Genomic DNA, 16,968 nt, shown 5'->3' with positions numbered 1-16,968 from the left:
GCTACGGTTAGGCACGTGACGAACGATCCCCTGGCCCCGCTGCTCGCGCTCGCCGACGTCGAGCCCGCCTTCGCCGAGGCCCGCGCCAAGGTCGACGGCGCCCTGCGCCACCGCGCGCTGCGCCGCCAGGGCGGCCAGGTGGCGGCCGAGGTCGGCCTGCGCGCCGCGGTGGCGAGCGCCGCCCTCGAGGACCACCGCCACGACCTCGCCGCGGTCCGCGCCGGCACGGTCACCGACCCGGTGGTACAGGGCGCGCTGCGGGTGTCGGAGGGGCTCGACGGGCTCGCCGACCTCTGGCCCCGCGCCCCCCGGCAGGTGCTGGCCCGCCTGCACATGCTGGCCGCGCGCGGCGCGGTGGCCGACGGTGACCTCGGCCGGCTCCTGTCCGGGGCCGAGCGGATCGACGCGTTGGCCGGGCTGGTCGCCGGCAACGAGCGGACGCCGCCGCTGCTGCTGGCCGCCGTCGTGCACGCCGAGTTGCTGACCCTGCGGCCGTTCGCGGGTCCGGCCGGCGTCGTCGCGCGGGCCGCGGCTCGGCTGACCCTCGTCTCCCGCGGCTTCGACATCCGTGGTCTCGTCGGCGTCGAGCGGGGGCATCTCGCGCGCGAGCCGGAGTACGTCGGCTCGGCGGGCGCGTACGCGACCGGCACTCCCGACGGCGTCCGCTCGTGGCTGCGGCACTACGCGGCGGCCGTGTCGGCGGGCGCGGACGAACTACAGGAGATCGGGAACGAGGTCCTGTCGCCTTCGGGCAATTGACAGCCGCACCTGGCGGAACGCCCTTTTTGTCCTCGGGCGGGTTGGCATACTCGGCTAGTGGGAAACGAGTGGATTCGCCCCTACTCGGTCGGGACCGGTCGCTGGCTGGTCATCGGCTGGGAGGCGGTGGCATTCGGGCTGCTCGGCTGGGCGAGCATCGGGCTCTTCGAGCTGACCGGCGTCGGCGTACGCATCCTCGCCATGCTGATGGCGGCGGCCTGGGTGATCGGCGGCTGGCGGATCATCGAGATGGGCGTCTACGTCAGCCCTCATGCCCTGCGCATCCGCGGGCTCCTGCGGACACGGACACTGCGCTGGGAGGACATCGCCCACGTCCGCCTGCACCGGCACGCCAACAAGATCGGTCGGTGGGAGATCGAGGGCGGCATGACCGTGCTCATCGAGGGCCGCGACGGATCCACTGTGAACACCGAGCTGTGGGCCCAGGGCGTCGACTTCCACCGCCGGCCTCAGGCGTTCCGCGAGGTCTACCACGAGCTGCGCAACCGGCACCTCGCGTTTCCCCGGCGGGCGGAAATGTAAGGACGGCGCCTCACGGGTGAGACGCCGCCACTTGCGCGTCCTGCCGGGTTATCAAGCGTGCACCTGGGTCGTTGTCGACAGTCCCGCCGGAATCCGGTGGGTCCCGCCGCAACGTGCCTGCCGTGGCTGATCGCGCGTGGGTTCCCGGTGGCCGTGCACGGGATCCGCTGGTGGTTCTTCGGGATCCCGCCAGTCCTTTCTACGCCGCCGGGCCCTTGATCACCAGGGCAAAAGCTACTAACCGTAATTAGTCAGACGCTTGGCGGTGACGCCCCTCAATGGGCTTACGCAGGCATGGCCCGCATTCGCCGGTGCCGGCCATAGATCGCGATGCCGATCGCCACGCCCACGCCCACGCTGAGAGCCGCGGCGGTGAGCGGCACCGCCGGCCGTTCGCGCAGCCGCCGCCCCAGCGGAATCGGATGCCGGAACTCCAGCACCGGCCAGGCGCGCTCCAGGGCCACCCGGCGCAGCGCCCGATCCGGGTTCACCACACTGGGGTGCCCCACCGCCTGCAGCAGCGGCAGATCACTGTTCGAATCCGAATAGGCGTAACACTGCGCAAGGTCGTACCCCCGCGCCTGCGCCAACTGCCGCACCTCGGAGACCTTGCTGGAGCCGGCCGCGTAGAACTCGACCTCGCCGCTGTACCGCCCGTCGACGATGCCCATCCGGGTCGCGATCACGTCGGTGACGCCGAGCAGTTCGCCGATCGGGCGGACCATCTCGTCCCCGGAGGCCGAGACCAGGACGACGTCACGCCCGGCCGTCTGGTGCTCGCCGATGAGGACGGCCGCCTCGGCGTACACGTACGGGTTGATCAGTTCTTCCAGGGTCTCGGCGACGATCTGCCGCACCTGCTCGACCTTCCAACCCTTGCAGAGTGCGGCGAGGTAGTCGCGGGTGCGGGCCATGGTCTGCTCGTCGGCGCCGCCGAGCCGGAACATCAACTGCGCGTAGGCCGACTTCACGACGTCGCGCCGGCTGATGAGGCCATCGCGATAGAACGGCCGTCCGAAGGCCAGTGCACTGGACTTGGCGATGACGGTCTTGTCGAGGTCGAAAAATGCGGCGCTCTGGCCCACGGGCCGAAAGTGTAGCCGCAAGAAGCAGCGAGTCACGCTTGCGACGTGACGTGTGGGCTTTCTGGTGACACTGGGTACTCGACGGTGAGGCGCTACTGAGGCATGCTTGTGGGGCGACAGGGATTCATGTTGTCTGCATGTGGGCGATATCGGTGGCGTTCGGGGAGGCGCCGCCGAGGCGGTCGCTTTCCCGCGAAGGTTTCTCGGTGGTTGCGCCCCCCGCGATCACCGGGGCCGATTCGGCTCGACCCCCCCGGAGCCGAATCTTCGGACGGCCCCCGTCGCCCCCGACGGGGGTCGTTCTTATTTGTCTGTACGGGGCAAGTGCGGCTGGACCAGCACACACGCGCAAGCGACCATCCGGGCTTGCGCGGTGGTCCGGCCAGGGGTCCTCGGTTTCGTCCGGCTCGCCGCCGAGCGGTCGGCGCCGGTGGCCTGGCGTAGGTGGGCTCTTGTCAGGCGCCGGTGGGCTCTTGTCAGGCGCCGGTGGCCTGGCTCAGGTCGGCTGACTCCTCGTGCTCGGGCATGCCGAACAGCTCGCTGAGCCCGGTCACCGACAGCACCCTGCGGAGGTTCGCGCTCGGATTCGTCACGATGAAACGGCTCGCGGCCTCGTTCGCCGCCCGGTAGCCCTCGATCAGCGCGCCCAGCCCGGTCGAATCGATGAACGTGGCGTCGGACAAATCGACCCGGACCTCCTCGGGCGACCACTCGGTGACCGCGTCCCGGATCGTCCGGGCGACCTCGTCGGCGTTGGAGAAGTCGATCTCACCCAGCACGGTCACGTGGGCGGTGCCATCCGCGCCAAGCGCGCTGTGGATCGGGTTCTCCATGCCAACTCCATCGTCCGTGTCGGCAACAACATACCCAACGGCAGGCTCGTCCACTCTCCTCTGTCTGTCGTGGGCCCGACGATGGTACGTCGCTGCCCCGCGGTTCCGGCCGCCTTGTCGTAGCAGATCAGCCTGAGGAGGAACAGCCTGTCCACAGCCCCGGCGGTTGTCCACAGGCCGGCGATCTCCGGTTGAGCAGCGGTCCGCCCGCCCGCCACGGTGAGTCCCGAACCGCCCGCCGTGGTGCCTGAACGCCGCCGCGGGCCGGTGTCTCACCGCCCGCCGCGTCCGCTGGAGTTTGCGATGTCCGTTCGTAGCGCTTCGCCGTCCGCTCTGCCGCTGCTGGTGACCGGCGATCCGGATCTGCTCGACGACCTCCTCCGGCTCGCCGCCGCGGGCGGCACCGAGGTGGACGTCGCCGCCGACCCGGTCGCGGCCCGTCCCCGCTTCACCCACGCGCCCCTGGTCCTGGTCGGCGTCGACCAGGCCGCCGCGTGCCTGCACGCCCGGCTACCGAGACGCCCACGGATGATCATCGTCGGCCACGAGCCGATCGTGCCCACCGCCTGGGACCTGGCGGAGCCACTCGGCGCCGAGCACGTGGCGCTGCTGCCCGCGGCCGAGCCCTGGCTGGTCGACCGCTTCGCCTCGTCGCTCCGCCTCGAACCGCCACCCGACGGCCGGGTGCTCGCCGTGCTGGGCGGCCGCGGCGGCGCGGGAGCGAGCACCTTGGCGGGCGGTCTGGCCGTCACCGCCGTCCGCACGGGACTGCGGACCCTGCTGCTCGATGCGGACCCGCTGGGCGGCGGCCTCGACCTGGTGCTCGGCTGGGAGCAGGTCGACGGACTGCGCTGGCCGGCCCTGACCGAGGCGGGCGGACCGGTCGACCCGCCGGCGCTGCTCAGGGCGCTGCCCCACCGAGGCCACCTGGTCCTGCTGTGCTTCGCCCGCGACGGCCTGCCCGCCTCGCCGGGCATGGTCACCTCGTGGTCCTCGTCGGCCGGGCCCGGCTCGTCGGCCGGAGCCGCTTCGCCGGTCTGCCCTGTCGCAGCGCCCGTCCCGCTCTCGTCGTCCGGGCCGGTCTCGTGGTCGGTGCCCGCTGACGTCATGGCGGTGACGATGGAAGCCGCCCGGGCGACCCGGGATCTGACCGTGGTGGACCTGCCGCGCCATCTGGACGACGCGGCGACGGTAGCCCTCGCAGCGGCCGACCGGGCGATTCTGGTCGTCCCTGCCGAGCTGCGTGCGACCGCTGCGGCGGCCCGCGTTGCGGCGACGGCAGGACTGCACTGCCCGCACCTGTCGGTCGTCGTGCGGGGTCCGGCGCCGGGCCGGCTGAAGGCCCGCGAGATCGCCCGATCGCTCGGACTGCCCCTCGCCGGCTCCCTGCGTCCGGAGCAGGCCGTGTGCGAGGGCCTGGAGCAGGGCGAGCCACCCGCCGTCGACGGCCACGGTCCGCTCGCCGAGCTGTGCCAGCGCATCATCGCCGACCTGACCTCCGCCGGCGCTCGGGAGCAGGCATGACCCGCGCACCGGCCGCCTCGCCCTCGCTGGCCCAGCGCGTGCGGCGGCACATAGCGGAGGAAGGCGTCGACGCCACCCCGGCGGCGGTCATGTCGGCCGTACGCCAGGAAGCCGACGCGGCCGTCCTCGGTGACACCACGGTGCTGCACCTGGCCGGCCGGGTGCGCGACCAGCTCGTCGGCGCCGGGCCGCTCACACCCCTTCTCGCCGATCCGGCGGTCACCGACGTCCTGGTCAACGGCGTGCAGGTCTGGGTCGACCGGGGCGACGGCCTGCACCGTGCGGCGGTCGACGTCGGCAGCCCCGAGGACGTGCGCCGCCTCGCCCAACGTCTCGCGGCCGCCTGTGGGCGCCGGCTCGACGACGGGCAGCCCTATGCCGACGCGCGCCTGCCGGGCGGCACCCGCCTGCACGCCGTGCTGCCACCGGTGGCGACCGACGGGCCGTACCTGTCGCTCCGCACCTTCCGCCAGCGCCCGTTCGGCCTGCGCGATCTCGTCGAGCACGGCACCGTCCCCGCGGCATTGGCTCCCGTCCTGGCGGCGGTGGTCGCCGGCCGGCTGGCGTACCTGGTCACCGGCGGAACGGGCTCGGGCAAGACCACACTGCTGGCCACCCTGCTGGGTCTCGTCCCACCGACCGAGCGGATCGTCCTGGTGGAGGACGCGGCCGAACTGCGGCCGGTGCACCCGCACGTCGTCAGCCTTCAGGCCCGCACCGCCAACGTGGAGGGCGCGGGCGCCGTCGGCCTCACCGACCTGGTACGCCAGGCCCTGCGTATGCGCCCCGACCGCCTGGTGGTGGGGGAGTGCCGGGGCGCGGAGATCGCCGACCTGCTGGCCGCCCTGAACACGGGCCACGAGGGGGGAGCCGGCACCCTCCACGCCAACGCGCCCGCCGACGTACCGGCCCGCCTCGAGGCGCTGGGTCTCCTCGGCGGCCTGCCCCGAGCGGCCCTGCACGCCCAGGCCGTCGCGGCCCTTCAAGTCATCATCCAGGTACGCCGCACCGACCGCGGCCGCGTCCTGGATTCGATCGGGGTGCTGCTACCGACGGGGGAGCAGCACCTCGCCACCGTGATCCCGGCCTGGGAAAGAGGACAGGGCACGGGCCCGGGAGCGCCCGCCCTCGCCCGCCTGCTGATCGACCGAGGCGTGACCGTGCCGTCAATCCTGGGCCCGGCCGGCTCCTCGCCCTGGTCCTCGTCCGCGCGCCCGCTCCCCAGCCCGGCCGGCTCCTCGCCGCGCTTGTCGACTTCGCCTCCACCGCCTGACCCGGCCGCCTCCTTGCTCCGGTCGTCGACCGCGCCTCCGAGCGTTGCCGGGGTCGGGCGATGACGAACAGGTCGTGGTTCGCGACGGCCTGGCCGTGGCTGTCGGCGGCGGTCTTGCTGGCCACCGCCGCGATCGTCGCCGTCTGGCCGGTCAGGCGTGGCCTGGCCAGGCTGTCCACCCCGAGCCGGCGCGCGACGGCCGTCGCGCGCGTCACCTCCATCGGGTCTTACGCGACCCGCGCTCCCCGACGATTCCTCACCGCGTCAGCCGCGGTCGCGGCACTGCTGGGCACGCTCGCCGCCGGACCGACAGCCGCGTTCATCGCGGGCGCCTACGCAGCCCTGACGGCACGCGCCCTCATCCGCCGGGCCGCACGGAGACACGTCGCCGAGGTCCACGAACGGACCCTCGACGCACTCAGCGCCCTGGCGGCCGACCTGCGCGTCGGCCTGTCCCGGCCGTCGGCTCGGATCGAAGGTCGCCCGGCCCAACTCGCGGCGGCGGCCGAGCGCCTCGCCGAACGCACCGGCGCCCCCACGGCGGACCTGATCGAGCGCATCGAAGCCGACGCCCGCGCCGCCGGTCGAGCCCGTGCCGGCGCCGCCGCACAGGCGGCGGGTGCCCAGGCGACGGCGATCCTGCTGGCCGCACTGCCGCTCGGCGGCATCGCGCTCGGCTATGGCATCGGCGTCGACCCTCTGCACATCCTTCTCCACACCCCTACCGGCGCAGCCTGCGCGGCGGGCGCCGCACTGCTGCAAACCGCGGGTCTGCTGTGGGCGGACCGCCTCACCGACGGTCCGCCCGACCCGACCATCCGCGAGCCCTCGTCGCGCCGAGGCGAGGGGCAGCAGCGCCACAGGCCCCGATCGCCCTCGTTCCCGCGGCCGGGCCGTGCCATCGGCCTGCCGCGTGGTGACGGGAGGCCGCGATGACCGCCTCGACGTGCGGCGCCGAGTCGATCGTCCAGCCCGGCGGTCCGGTGCAGGTGCCCCTTCAACCCTGCTGTGTGGTTGCTCTGCTCCGAGCCGCCCGTGCGCCGGAGCCACCCACTGCCATGCCCTGCCCGTTGCGTGCCGACCTGCGTGCCCTCACCGCCGCCGTCGCCGGTGCGCGAGAGGAGGTCGGATGATCAAGCGCATCGTGGTCGCCCTCGCCTGCGTGGTCGCGGTCGCCTGGTATGCCGGGCACTGGTGGGCGGTGCCGCCGGCGTTGGCACTCGCCTACGTCCTCGACCGCTGGCTTGGGAAACAGGAACCGGCCGCCGTCCGCGCCCTGCGGACCCGAGCGCAGGCGGACCTGCCGCTCGCCGCGGACCTCCTGGCCGCGGCGCTGCGCGCGGGCGCACCGGTCGACCACGCGGTCTCCGCCGTCGCCGAAGCACTCGGCGGCCCGCTGGGCGACCGCCTCGACCGTGTCGGCCGTTCCCTGCGCCTCGGCGCCGACCCGCCGGAAGCCTGGGCCCACCTCGCCGACATACCCGGAGCCCCACGCCTGATCGCGGCCGCGGTCCGGTCGAGCACCAGCGGCGGTGCGCTGGCGGGAGCATTCACCCGACTGGCCGACGACTTGCGCGCGGACCGCGTGATCGCCGCGGAGGCGGCCGCCCGCCGAGCCGGAACTCTCATCGTCCTGCCTCTCGGCCTGTGCTTCCTCCCGGCCTTCCTGCTGGCGGGCCTGGTCCCAGTCGTCATCGCGGTCCTCGGAGACATCCTGTGAACCCCGCCGCCATGCCCTCGTCGTCGCGGGCACCGTCACCGCCGTCACTGTCGCCGTCGTCACCGTCACCGCTGTCGCTGTTCGCGGTGTCCCTCTCTCATGCTCGCCGGTCTCGGGACCGGTGCCGGTCGCCAACCTCGGCGGCATCTCTCGACAATCCACGCACAAGGAGTTCCAATGCATCGATTGCTTGCCCGTCTCACCGGCCCTCGCGCCGATGAGGGAATGAACACGGCCGAGTACGCCGTGGGCACCCTCGCCGCCGTGGCCTTCGCGGGCATCCTCCTGAAGGTCCTGACGAGCCCCAGCGTCCAGCAGGCCCTCACCGGTGTGATCAATGGGGCACTGAAGTGAGTCCGCGCCGGCAGCCCGGCTCCGCGCGTGGTGCCGTGCTTCGTTGGGATGTCCTCGAGCTGCCTGATGTCGGTCCTGGCGTTTCCAGGCCGGCTGGTGTCGGGCAGGGACTTCTTCGTTCGCTCGGGCGCAGGTTGTCCCGGGCCGGTGATCGGGGTTCCTTCACCGCCGAACTCGCGGCCGGGCTGCCGGCGCTCATGCTTCTGCTCTTCACCGGGCTCACCGCGGTCGGGGCGATGACCGCTCAGGGCCGGTGCGTCGACGCTGCCCGCGAGGGCGCCCTCGCTGCCGCCCGTGGCGCTCCGGGCGTCGCCGAAGCGGCCCGTATCGCGTCACCGGACGCGCAGATCGACCTCGCGGAGGGCGCAGACACGGTGACGGTCACGGTCCGCGCTCCGGTAGAGGTGCTCGGCGGCCGTCTACCGGTGATCACCGTCGGCGCGACCGCCGTCGCCGCCAGGGAACCGGCGGCGGTCCGGTGACGGGGCGGATGGACGAGGCCGGGTTCGCTTCGCAGCGGGCGGACCGCGGAGCCGCGTCGATCTTCGTGCTTGCGGTCGGGCTGGTCCTGGTTGCCGGCGGGGTGGCGGGCGCGGCGGTGGGTGCGGCCCGGGTCGGGCGTCATGAGGCACGGACCGCCGCCGACCTCGGTGCCCTCGCCGGAGCCATGCGCGCGATCGAGGGCCGGCAGGCGGCCTGTGCGCGAGCCGCCGAGCTTGCCGCGGCCAATGGCGGTCATCTGACGTCGTGCCGTCTGGAGGGGTTCGACGTCGTCATAGAGGTGGAAACGGTCGTCACGCCGTTGCCCGGCCTGACCACTCACGCCTCGGCCGCGGCCAGGGCAGGCCCGATCAGAGGATGAGGCAGCAGGACCGATCAGAGGATGAGGCAGCTTACGGTTGGTCGGGAAGGGCGGCCAGCACGGCGTCGAGGACCGCGATCGCCTTCTTCTTGTCCAGTGGGTTGTTGCCGTTTCCGCATTTCGGGGACTGGACGCACGACGGGCATCCCGTTTCGCACGCGCAGGATGCGATCGCCTCCCGGGTGGCTCGGAGCCATGCCTTCGCCGTTGCGTAGGCGCGTTCGGCGAAGCCTGCCCCGCCCGGGTGACCGTCGTAGACGAACACCGTCGGGCACTCGGTGTCCGCGTGGTTCGCCGTCGACAGGCCGCCGATGTCCCACCGGTCGCAGGTCGCCATCAGCGGGAGGAGGCCGATCGCCGCGTGTTCCGCGGCATGCAGGGCGCCCGGGATGTCGCCCGGTTCCACTCCGGCGGTCAGCAGCGCATTCGGGGAGATCGTGAACCAGACGGCCACCGTACGCAGCTCGCGCGCCGGCAGGTCCAGGGGGCGGGTGTCGATCACCTCTCCCGTGCCGATGCGGCGGCGCTGGTACGAGACCACCTGGCTGGTCACGTCCACCTCGCCGAGGAACAGGCCGACCGGGCCTGCGTCGACGTACTCGCGTACCGAGAGCACCGAGAGGTCCGTGACGTCGCGGGCGTGGGTGGACCAGTCCGGTTCCTCGGCGTGGACCAGCGCGACCGCCTCGTCCAGGTCGAGGCCGTCGACCACATAGGAGGTCCCCTGATGGAGGTACACCGCACCGGGATGGAGCATGACGTGGGAGGAACCCTGGTCCACCGTGCCGAGCAGGCGTCCGGTCGCCGACTCGACCACGGCGACCGGGGCGCCGCCCGTGCCTCGCAGGTCGACGTCCGGCCGGCCTTGATGGGTCCAGTACCAGCCGGTGGGGCGTTTGCGCAGGGCGCCCGATCGGGTCAGCGCGTCGACCGCCTCCTGCGCGACGGCGCCGCCGAACAGTGCGAGGTCCGCGGGGCGCAGGGCGGACTCCGCCGCTGCGCAGCAGAGCTGCGGTCCGAGGACGTACGGGTTGGCAGGGTCCAGCACCGTCGCCTCGACGGGCCGGCCGAACAGCGCCTCCGGGTGGTGCACCAGGTAGGTGTCGAGCGGGTCGTCGCGGGCCACGAGTACCGCAAGGGCCTCGCCGCCGGCGCGGCCCGCCCGGCCCGCCTGCTGCCACAGCGACGCCCGGGTGCCGGGGTAGCCGCAGATCAGCACCGCGTCCAGGCCGACCAGATCCACGCCGAGCTCGAGCGCGTTGGTCGACGCCAGCGCCAGCAGGTCGCCCGACATGAGGGCCTGTTCGATCGCGCGGCGGTCCTCCTTCAGATAGCCCGCCCGGTACGCCGCCACCCGGTCGCCCAGGCCCGGCACCGCCTCGTCCAGCGAGCGGCGGGTCATCGCCGCGACGACCTCCGCGGCCCGCCGCGACCGGACGAACGCCAGGGTCCGTGTGCCCGCCACGACCGCGTCGGTGAGCAGGTCTGCCGTCTCACTCAACGCGGACCGCCGGGTGCGTCCGTCAGCCGTCATGGTTGCGTCGGTGGGAGGGGCCGTCGCGGTTGTGCCGATGAGTGGAGCCGTCATGGTTGCGTCGGTGAGTGCGGCCGCCATGGTTGCGTCGGTGAGTGCGGCCGTCATGGTTGCGTCGTTGAGTGGAGTCGTCGCGGTTGTGTCGGTGAGTGGGACCGTGTCGTAGCGATCAGCCGGGTCCGTTCCGGCGGGTGCGGGCGGGACGGCCTGTCGGGGTGCGGGGGCCGGGGGCGGTTCGTCGCTGGGCAGGAGCGGCGGTTCCCACAGCGCGAACGTCACCGCTCCGCGGGGCGAGGCGTCGTCGGTCACCGCCGTCACCGGCAGTCCGGTCAGCCGTGACGCCGCGTCGGCCGGGTCGCCCGAGGTGGCCGACGCGAGGATGAACGTCGGGGAACTGCCGTACTGCGCCGACAGACGGCGGAGGCGGCGCAGGACGTGTGCCACGTGGGAGCCGAACACCCCTCGGTAGCTGTGGCACTCGTCGATCACCACGTACGCGAGGCGGCGCAGGAAGGGTGCCCACTTGGCGTGACCAGGCAGCAACGCGTGGTGGAGCATGTCCGGGTTGGTGAGGACGAAGCGGGAGTGCCGACGGACCCACTCGCGCTCCTCGCGGGGAGTGTCTCCGTCGTATGTGGCCGGCCGCACCCCGTCGATGCCGAGCCGAATGAGGGCCCGCAACTGGTCGGCGGCGAGGGCCTTGGTCGGCGACAGATACAACACCGTCGCGCGCGGATCGTCGAGCAGACGGCTCAATGCGGGCATCTGGTACGCAAGCGACTTGCCGGACGCCGTACCTGTGGCAAGGACGACGTGCTGCCCGGCCTGGGCGAGTGATGCTGCGGTGGCCTGGTGTTCCCATGGCGGGAAGCCGTACGCGTCGCGGAGCGTCCGTGGCACCCAGGCCGGCCACGGCACCGTCCGTCCGGCGCGTGCCGCGACGCGCTCGACGTGGGTGATCGGCGAGTCCTCGGCGGACGTGCGTCGCGCCCGCATCCGGTCCAGCAACTCCGCAGGCCCGAGTGCGTCGAGTGCGCCGCGCGAGGCCGGAATGCCCGGGACTGTCGTGGTCACGTCCTGCACTGTGACATCGGTATGCCCCGAACCTCAAACGGGTACGACGGTGGGTGCCCACGCGTCGGGGGATGACAGTCGGTGGTTAGATTCGCTGGGGAGATCGGCTGCCTGAGGGTCTGCCCCGGAGGGAGGAGGACCGATGGAGCTTTCGCTGACGACCCGGACCGTCGGCGAGCACACGGTGCTCGACGTCGGCGGTGAGGTCGACGTGTACACCGCCCCGCGGCTGCGGGAACGCCTGGTCGAACTGGTCGACGGCGGCTCCCGGCACGTGGTCGTGGATCTGGGCCGCGTCGACTTCCTGGATTCCACCGGCCTCGGTGTGCTGGTCGGCGCCCTGAAGCGGTTGCGGGCCGCGCACGGCACCTTCGGCCTGGTCTGTGCCAAGGAGCCGCTGCTCAAGATCTTCCGGATCACCGCGCTCGACCAAGTGTTCCCGATCCATCCCTCGGTCGAGGCGGCGACCTCGACGTCGTCGGGCGATCGCGACGACAACCCCCCGGCAGCGTGATGGCGACGGTACGGCTGTCGTTCTCCCCGGCGCCGGTGCACGTGCGCACGGCGCGGCTGGTCGGCGTGGCGGTGGCTCGGCGCGCGGGGGTCGCCGAGGATCTGCTCGACGAGGTGCGCCTGGCCATCGGCGAGGCGTGCACCAGGGCGGTGGCCCTGCACAACCAGTACGACCTGCCCGACCTCGTCATGGTGGAAATGTCCGACTCGGACTCCTACACGGTACGGGTGATCGACCGCGCGCCGATCGAGGCGAGCGTCGGCCTGGCCAAGTTGCCGCCGGACGAGCTTGCCGACGAGTCGCTGACCGACGAGGCGCTGACGACCGGCGTGGGCTTCGCCCTGCTGGCCGGCTTCGTCGACGATCTCCAGGTCCGCCCGGTCGACGACGGCGCGGGCACCGAGGTCCGCATGGTCTGGCCCGTTTCCCGCCGCTGACAAGCTGTCCCGGCGACTCACCCGCATAGGCGATCAAGCGGGACGTCGACGCGGCGGTCGGTGGCGACCGGGAGCCGCAACCCGGCGCACCACGCCAGAGCCGGCACGGCCACATCCCGCTCCGGCCACTACCGCTAGCGCCCCGAAGATCTCACGCGACGCTGTAGCCCGACATCATCGCGATGCCGGAGACGGCGCAGGTGGCGCTGCGCGAACGTCAACGCCGACGGTGGTGTCGGCGCACGCGACCGAGGGCCAAACCCGAAAAGTTCCGGCCATCTCGGGCAAACTTCGGCCTGTCGCGCGCACCGTCGTCCCGCGACAGCACAAAATGGACATGACGGACGAGGGCGGCCGGAAACCGCAAATCTGTCGCGGCGAGCCTAGAGGTTCGTCAGCGTCGATGCCAACCGCTAACACAGCGGTAAACATCACCGCGACACGGCCGCATGCAGGTGTGACCATTGCCACGTCTGGCCGCTACAGTACGCCGGTAATCAGCTACTGCTCCCCGGTTCCGCGTCCCGCGGGACCGGCTCTGTCGTCTCCCCGTTGCGGGGATGCGCCCGGCAGTCTCGTCCGCTACCGGGTGCGGTCGGTCGTACAGGAGGACATTGATGTCCGGGACCTCTATGAGCCTCGCCGCAGAAAGCGGCGGGGTATCCCTCAGCGGTGACAATGTCACGTTCGTTATCGTCGCAGTGGTCTTCGCGCTGGTCGCGCTGGCGTTCGCCGCCATGTTCGTGCAGTCGGTGCTCAAAGCCGGGCGCGGCACCACCAACATGCAGGAGATCGCCGGCGCCGTGCAGGAAGGCGCGTCGGCCTATCTCTTCCGGCAGTTCAAGACACTGGCGATCTTCGTCGTCATCGCCGTCGTGCTGCTGTTCCTTCTTCCCGTGCACGGCTCCGGTGACAACGAGACCACTGTGAAGATCGGCCGGTCGCTGTTCTTCATCGTGGGCGCCGTCTTCAGCTCGTTCATCGGTGGCGCCGGCATGGCGCTGGCGACCCGGGCGAACCTGCGGGTCGCCGCGGCGGCGGGCGAGTCCGGCGGCCGGGAGAAGGCGATGGGCATCGCCTTCCGCACCGGCGGCGTGGTCGGCTTCCTCACCGTGGGCCTGGGCCTGTTCGGCGCCGCGCTGGTCGTGTGGATCTACCGCGGCGACGCCCCGACCGTCCTCGAGGGCTTCGGCTTCGGTGCCGCGCTGCTCGCCATGTTCATGCGGGTCGGCGGCGGCATCTTCACCAAGGCCGCCGACGTCGGCGCCGACCTGGTCGGCAAGGTCGAGCAGGGCATCCCCGAGGACGACCCGCGCAACGCCGCGACGATCGCGGACAACGTGGGCGACAACGTCGGCGACTGCGCCGGCATGGCCGCGGACCTCTTCGAGTCGTACGCGGTCACCCTGGTCGCGGCCCTGATCCTGGGCTCGGCGGCGTTCGGCCAGGACGGCCTGATCTTCCCGTTGATCGTCTCCACGATCGGTGTCGTCATCGCCGTCGTCGGCGTCTTCATCACCCGGCTGCGCGCCTCGGACCGCAACGGCCTGACCGCCATCAACCGGGCGTTCTACATCTCCGCCGTGCTGTCGGCGATCATCGTGGCGATCGTCAGCTTCATGTACCTGCCGAACACCTTCGCCGGGTTCCAGGACGCGTCGCTGGACGCCGGGGTTCTCGCCAGCGGTCGCAACCCGCAGTGGGTGGCGATCGGCGCGGTCGTGATCGGCATCGTGCTGGCCGCCGCCATTCAGGCGCTGACGGGCTACTTCACCGAGGTCCAGCGGCGCCCGGTGCAGGACATCGGCAAGTCCTCGCAGACGGGTGCGGCCACGGTCGTGCTGGCCGGCATCAGCGTCGGCCTCGAGTCGGCCGTCTACTCGGCGCTGCTCATCGGCGCCGGTGTGTTCGGGGCGTTCCTGCTCGGCGGCTCGTCCATCACCCTGTCGCTCTTCGCGGTCGCGCTCGCCGGCACCGGCCTGCTCACCACGGTGGGTGTCATCGTCGCGATGGACACCTTCGGGCCGATCTCGGACAACGCGCAGGGCATCGCCGAGATGTCCGGTGACGTCGACGAGCGGGGCGCGCAGATCCTGACCGAGCTGGACGCGGTCGGCAACACCACGAAGGCGATCACCAAGGGCATCGCGATCGCGACCGCCGTCCTCGCCGCCACGGCCCTGTTCGGGTCGTACACGAACACGCTGTCGACGTCGCTGGCCGACGCCGGGGTGTCCGCCGACCGGATCGGCTCGGAGATCCTCGGCCTGCTGAACATCTCCAACCCGCGCAACCTGGTCGGCCTGCTGATCGGCGCCGCGGTGGTGTTCCTCTTCTCCGGCCTCGCCATCAACGCGGTGTCCCGCTCGGCGGGCGCGGTCGTGATGGAGGTACGCCGCCAGTTCCGCGACTTCCCCGGCATCATGGACCGCACCCAGCGGCCCGAGTACGGCCGAGTGGTCGACATCTGCACCCGGGACGCCCAGCGTGAGCTGCTCACCCCGGGCCTGCTGGCGATCATGGCGCCGATCGCGGTCGGATTCGGCCTGGGCGCGGGTGCGCTGGCCGCGTACCTCGCCGGTGCGATCGGCGCGGGCACGCTCATGGCGGTCTTCCTGGCCAACTCCGGTGGTGCCTGGGACAACGCCAAGAAGCTGGTCGAGGACGGCGCGTACGGCGGCAAGGGCTCCGACGCCCACGCCGCGACGGTCATCGGCGACACCGTCGGCGACCCGTTCAAGGACACCGCCGGCCCGGCCATCAACCCGCTGCTCAAGGTCATGAACCTGGTGTCGCTGCTGATCGCCCCGGCGGTCGTGGCCTGGAGCGTCGGCACCGAGGAGAACACCCCGCTGCGGGTCACCATCGCGGTCGTCGCGGCACTGATGATCGTCGCCGCGGTGATCTGGAGCAAGCGCAAGCCGATCTCCATGGGCGAGGAGGCCCCGACTCCCGAGTCCACCCCCACGCGCGTCAGCGCCTGATCCGAAGTGGTCATGAGGGCACCCGGCACTCGCCGGGTGCCCTCCGCCGTGCCTTGGCCGTACGCTGCAATCCATGCGCACGGCCCGCACCATCCCCTTACTCATCGTCTGTTCGCTCATGGTGACGCTGGGTGCTTGTTCGAGCGGCCCGGCCCCCCGCGCCTGGGCCGCATCCGTCTGCAAGGTGCTGGCCCCGTGGCGGACGGAGATAGGCACTCTCGCCACCCGTACCCAGCAGCAGATGACCGCCGCGACCACGCCCGCGCAGGCCAAGGAGAATCTCATGCGGCTCTTCGGCGGCGCCGAGTCGGCGAGCGAGAGGGCCCGGGCGGGGGTGAAGGAGGCCGGCGTGCCGGACGTCGACGAGGGCAAGCGGGTCGCGGAGAGCTTCACGGCCTCCCTGAGCGCGATGCGCGACGCGTACGGCCGGGCCAAGACCGGCATCGAGGCGCTCGCGACCAGCCCGTCGAAGGATTTCTACGATCGGGTCGGCACGGTCGTGGAGGCGCTCAACACCGAGTACAAGGCGAGCGAGCTGGACACCAGCAAGCTGTCGTCGATCGAGCTGCAGAAGGCGTTCGACGCCGTTCCGGAATGCCGCTGACCATGGCGGAGCCCGGGTGGCCGCTGATTCCGCGCGAGGTGCTGCCCGCGCCGGTCCAGCCCGCCCGCCCGCGGCCGCGTCGCGCGGCCGCGGCCACGCCCGCGGGGCGGCAGCTCTCGGTCTTCGGGGTCGAGGCCGTCGACCCGTCGCTCGCCGACCTGGCGGGCCTGCTGGCGGGTCCGGGCCGGCTGGGCCGCATGGGAGGTACGGCGCGCGTGTCGGTCCGGGTCGACGCCGCCTGGCGGGTGCACGTCCTGGTGGGGGAGCTGGTCAGCCGCGGTTTGGTGGTCAACTGGCACCCGGTGCCGGAGCGGCTTCCGGAGGAGCCGGTGGTCGAGGAGGCCGACGCGAGCGCCGAGTGGCACCCGGTGCCTGAGCGGCCCTCGGAGGAGCCGGTGGCAGAGGAGGCCGACGGGAGCGCCGAGGAGATGGCCGGGGAGGAGAAGGCCCGGACGGTCGCCTTCGACGTGGCGACCGCGTACAGCAGCCGCTTGAACGGTCTGGCGCGGAGCTGGCCGCCGCCGACCACGAGAATCTTCCTCAACGGGCCGAGGCTGCGGCTGTGGGTGGCCGCCGCCGGGGCGCCGCGTCCGCAGGGTTACGCCCTCGGTCTGGATCCGGACGGGTCTCTTGACACTGCGGTGCACGATGCATTGACGCGGATCGGTCTCGGCGGCACGATCCAGGCCGGTCCGGCGTACGTGATCGCAGGTCGCAGGCGTCTTGCCCGGCTCGCGGAGCTGATCGGCGAACGGCCCGCCGCGGCACCCGAACGGCTGTGGCCGGGCGGCGCCGCTGCATGATCTTCCCCGATTGTGTGCGACATGACGGCATGTTCCCGGTGTACGGTGTCGCCGTCGGACGCGTG

General features: G+C 72.2%; 15 protein-coding genes and 2 pseudogenes. 14 read left to right on the top strand and 3 right to left on the bottom strand.

Going from position 1 to position 16,968, the window contains the following annotated elements; genetic code table 11:
• The first annotated feature begins 15 nt into the window (after positions 1-15).
• Both EDD30_RS17605 and EDD30_RS17600 read left to right on the top strand, forming a co-directional pair.
• Complete coding sequence (locus tag EDD30_RS17605) at positions 16-759, top strand: Fic family protein (protein WP_071808837.1); 744 nt, start codon at positions 16-18, stop codon at positions 757-759.
• A 57-nt stretch (positions 760-816) separates the two neighbouring features.
• The gene (locus tag EDD30_RS17600) at positions 817-1,302 is read left to right on the top strand and encodes a PH domain-containing protein (protein ID WP_071808836.1); all 486 of its coding nucleotides are present in this window, start codon (positions 817-819) and stop codon (positions 1,300-1,302) included.
• A gap of 284 nt (positions 1,303-1,586) precedes the next feature.
• Here the strand turns inward: EDD30_RS17600 and EDD30_RS17595 are convergent, their stop codons facing one another.
• Positions 1,587-2,387, bottom strand: coding sequence for an HAD family hydrolase (locus EDD30_RS17595; protein ID WP_071808835.1), 801 nt, complete (start codon positions 2,385-2,387; stop codon positions 1,587-1,589).
• Between the two features lie 476 nt (positions 2,388-2,863).
• Positions 2,864-3,220, bottom strand: coding sequence for an STAS domain-containing protein (locus EDD30_RS17590; RefSeq protein ID WP_071808834.1), 357 nt, complete (start codon positions 3,218-3,220; stop codon positions 2,864-2,866).
• Between the two features lie 345 nt (positions 3,221-3,565).
• Here EDD30_RS17590 and ssd point away from each other — a divergent pair, with 345 nt between their 5' ends.
• The 7 genes and pseudogenes from ssd to EDD30_RS17555 all read left to right on the top strand — a co-directional run.
• Positions 3,566-4,744 (top strand): septum site-determining protein Ssd, encoded by a 1,179-nt coding sequence (gene ssd, locus EDD30_RS17585; RefSeq protein WP_244945611.1) that lies wholly within the window; start codon positions 3,566-3,568, stop codon positions 4,742-4,744.
• Positions 4,741-5,937 (top strand): annotated as a pseudogene (locus EDD30_RS17580) (TadA family conjugal transfer-associated ATPase); the annotation flags it as partial. The gene ssd and the pseudogene EDD30_RS17580, both read left to right, overlap by 4 nt.
• A gap of 140 nt (positions 5,938-6,077) precedes the next feature.
• Entirely contained in the window at positions 6,078-6,953 is an 876-nt protein-coding gene (locus tag EDD30_RS17575; RefSeq protein WP_071807055.1) for a hypothetical protein, read from the top strand.
• A gap of 193 nt (positions 6,954-7,146) precedes the next feature.
• On the top strand, positions 7,147-7,737 hold the full coding sequence (locus EDD30_RS17570) for a type II secretion system F family protein (protein WP_071807056.1): 591 nt from the start codon (positions 7,147-7,149) through the stop codon (positions 7,735-7,737).
• Between the two features lie 177 nt (positions 7,738-7,914).
• Positions 7,915-8,091, top strand: a complete 177-nt coding sequence (locus EDD30_RS17565) for a DUF4244 domain-containing protein (protein WP_071807057.1) — start codon at positions 7,915-7,917, stop codon at positions 8,089-8,091.
• A gap of 134 nt (positions 8,092-8,225) precedes the next feature.
• Complete coding sequence (locus EDD30_RS17560) at positions 8,226-8,573, top strand: TadE family type IV pilus minor pilin (RefSeq protein ID WP_123678339.1); 348 nt, start codon at positions 8,226-8,228, stop codon at positions 8,571-8,573.
• A pseudogene (locus tag EDD30_RS17555) lies at positions 8,548-8,953 on the top strand (Rv3654c family TadE-like protein); the annotation flags it as partial. The gene EDD30_RS17560 and the pseudogene EDD30_RS17555, both read left to right, overlap by 26 nt.
• Before the next feature lie 31 nt (positions 8,954-8,984).
• Here EDD30_RS17555 and EDD30_RS17550 read toward each other — a convergent pair.
• Positions 8,985-11,483, bottom strand: a complete 2,499-nt coding sequence (locus EDD30_RS17550; protein WP_123678812.1) for a DEAD/DEAH box helicase — start codon at positions 11,481-11,483, stop codon at positions 8,985-8,987.
• A 220-nt stretch (positions 11,484-11,703) separates the two neighbouring features.
• Between EDD30_RS17550 and EDD30_RS17545 the strand changes: the two genes are divergently transcribed.
• From EDD30_RS17545 to EDD30_RS17525, 5 genes are all read left to right on the top strand, one after another.
• Positions 11,704-12,075 (top strand): STAS domain-containing protein, encoded by a 372-nt coding sequence (locus tag EDD30_RS17545; protein ID WP_071809387.1) that lies wholly within the window; start codon positions 11,704-11,706, stop codon positions 12,073-12,075.
• Positions 12,072-12,512, top strand: coding sequence for an ATP-binding protein (locus EDD30_RS17540; RefSeq protein WP_071809386.1), 441 nt, complete (start codon positions 12,072-12,074; stop codon positions 12,510-12,512). The genes EDD30_RS17545 and EDD30_RS17540 overlap by 4 nt, the downstream gene beginning before the upstream one ends.
• Positions 12,513-13,129: 617 nt before the next feature.
• Complete coding sequence (locus tag EDD30_RS17535) at positions 13,130-15,496, top strand: sodium-translocating pyrophosphatase (protein WP_071809385.1); 2,367 nt, start codon at positions 13,130-13,132, stop codon at positions 15,494-15,496.
• A gap of 73 nt (positions 15,497-15,569) precedes the next feature.
• Positions 15,570-16,100 carry a hypothetical protein gene (locus EDD30_RS17530; protein ID WP_071809384.1) on the top strand — a complete coding sequence of 177 codons (531 nt, stop codon included), beginning with the start codon at positions 15,570-15,572 and terminating at the stop codon, positions 16,098-16,100.
• Positions 16,091-16,903, top strand: coding sequence for a hypothetical protein (locus tag EDD30_RS17525; protein WP_244945293.1), 813 nt, complete (start codon positions 16,091-16,093; stop codon positions 16,901-16,903). The genes EDD30_RS17530 and EDD30_RS17525 overlap by 10 nt, the downstream gene beginning before the upstream one ends.
• Positions 16,904-16,968 lie beyond the last annotated feature (65 nt).

The organism is Couchioplanes caeruleus (assembly GCF_003751945.1).
GTDB lineage: Bacteria > Actinomycetota > Actinomycetes > Mycobacteriales > Micromonosporaceae > Actinoplanes > Actinoplanes caeruleus.
This window is presented reverse-complemented; position numbering and strand designations above follow the sequence as displayed.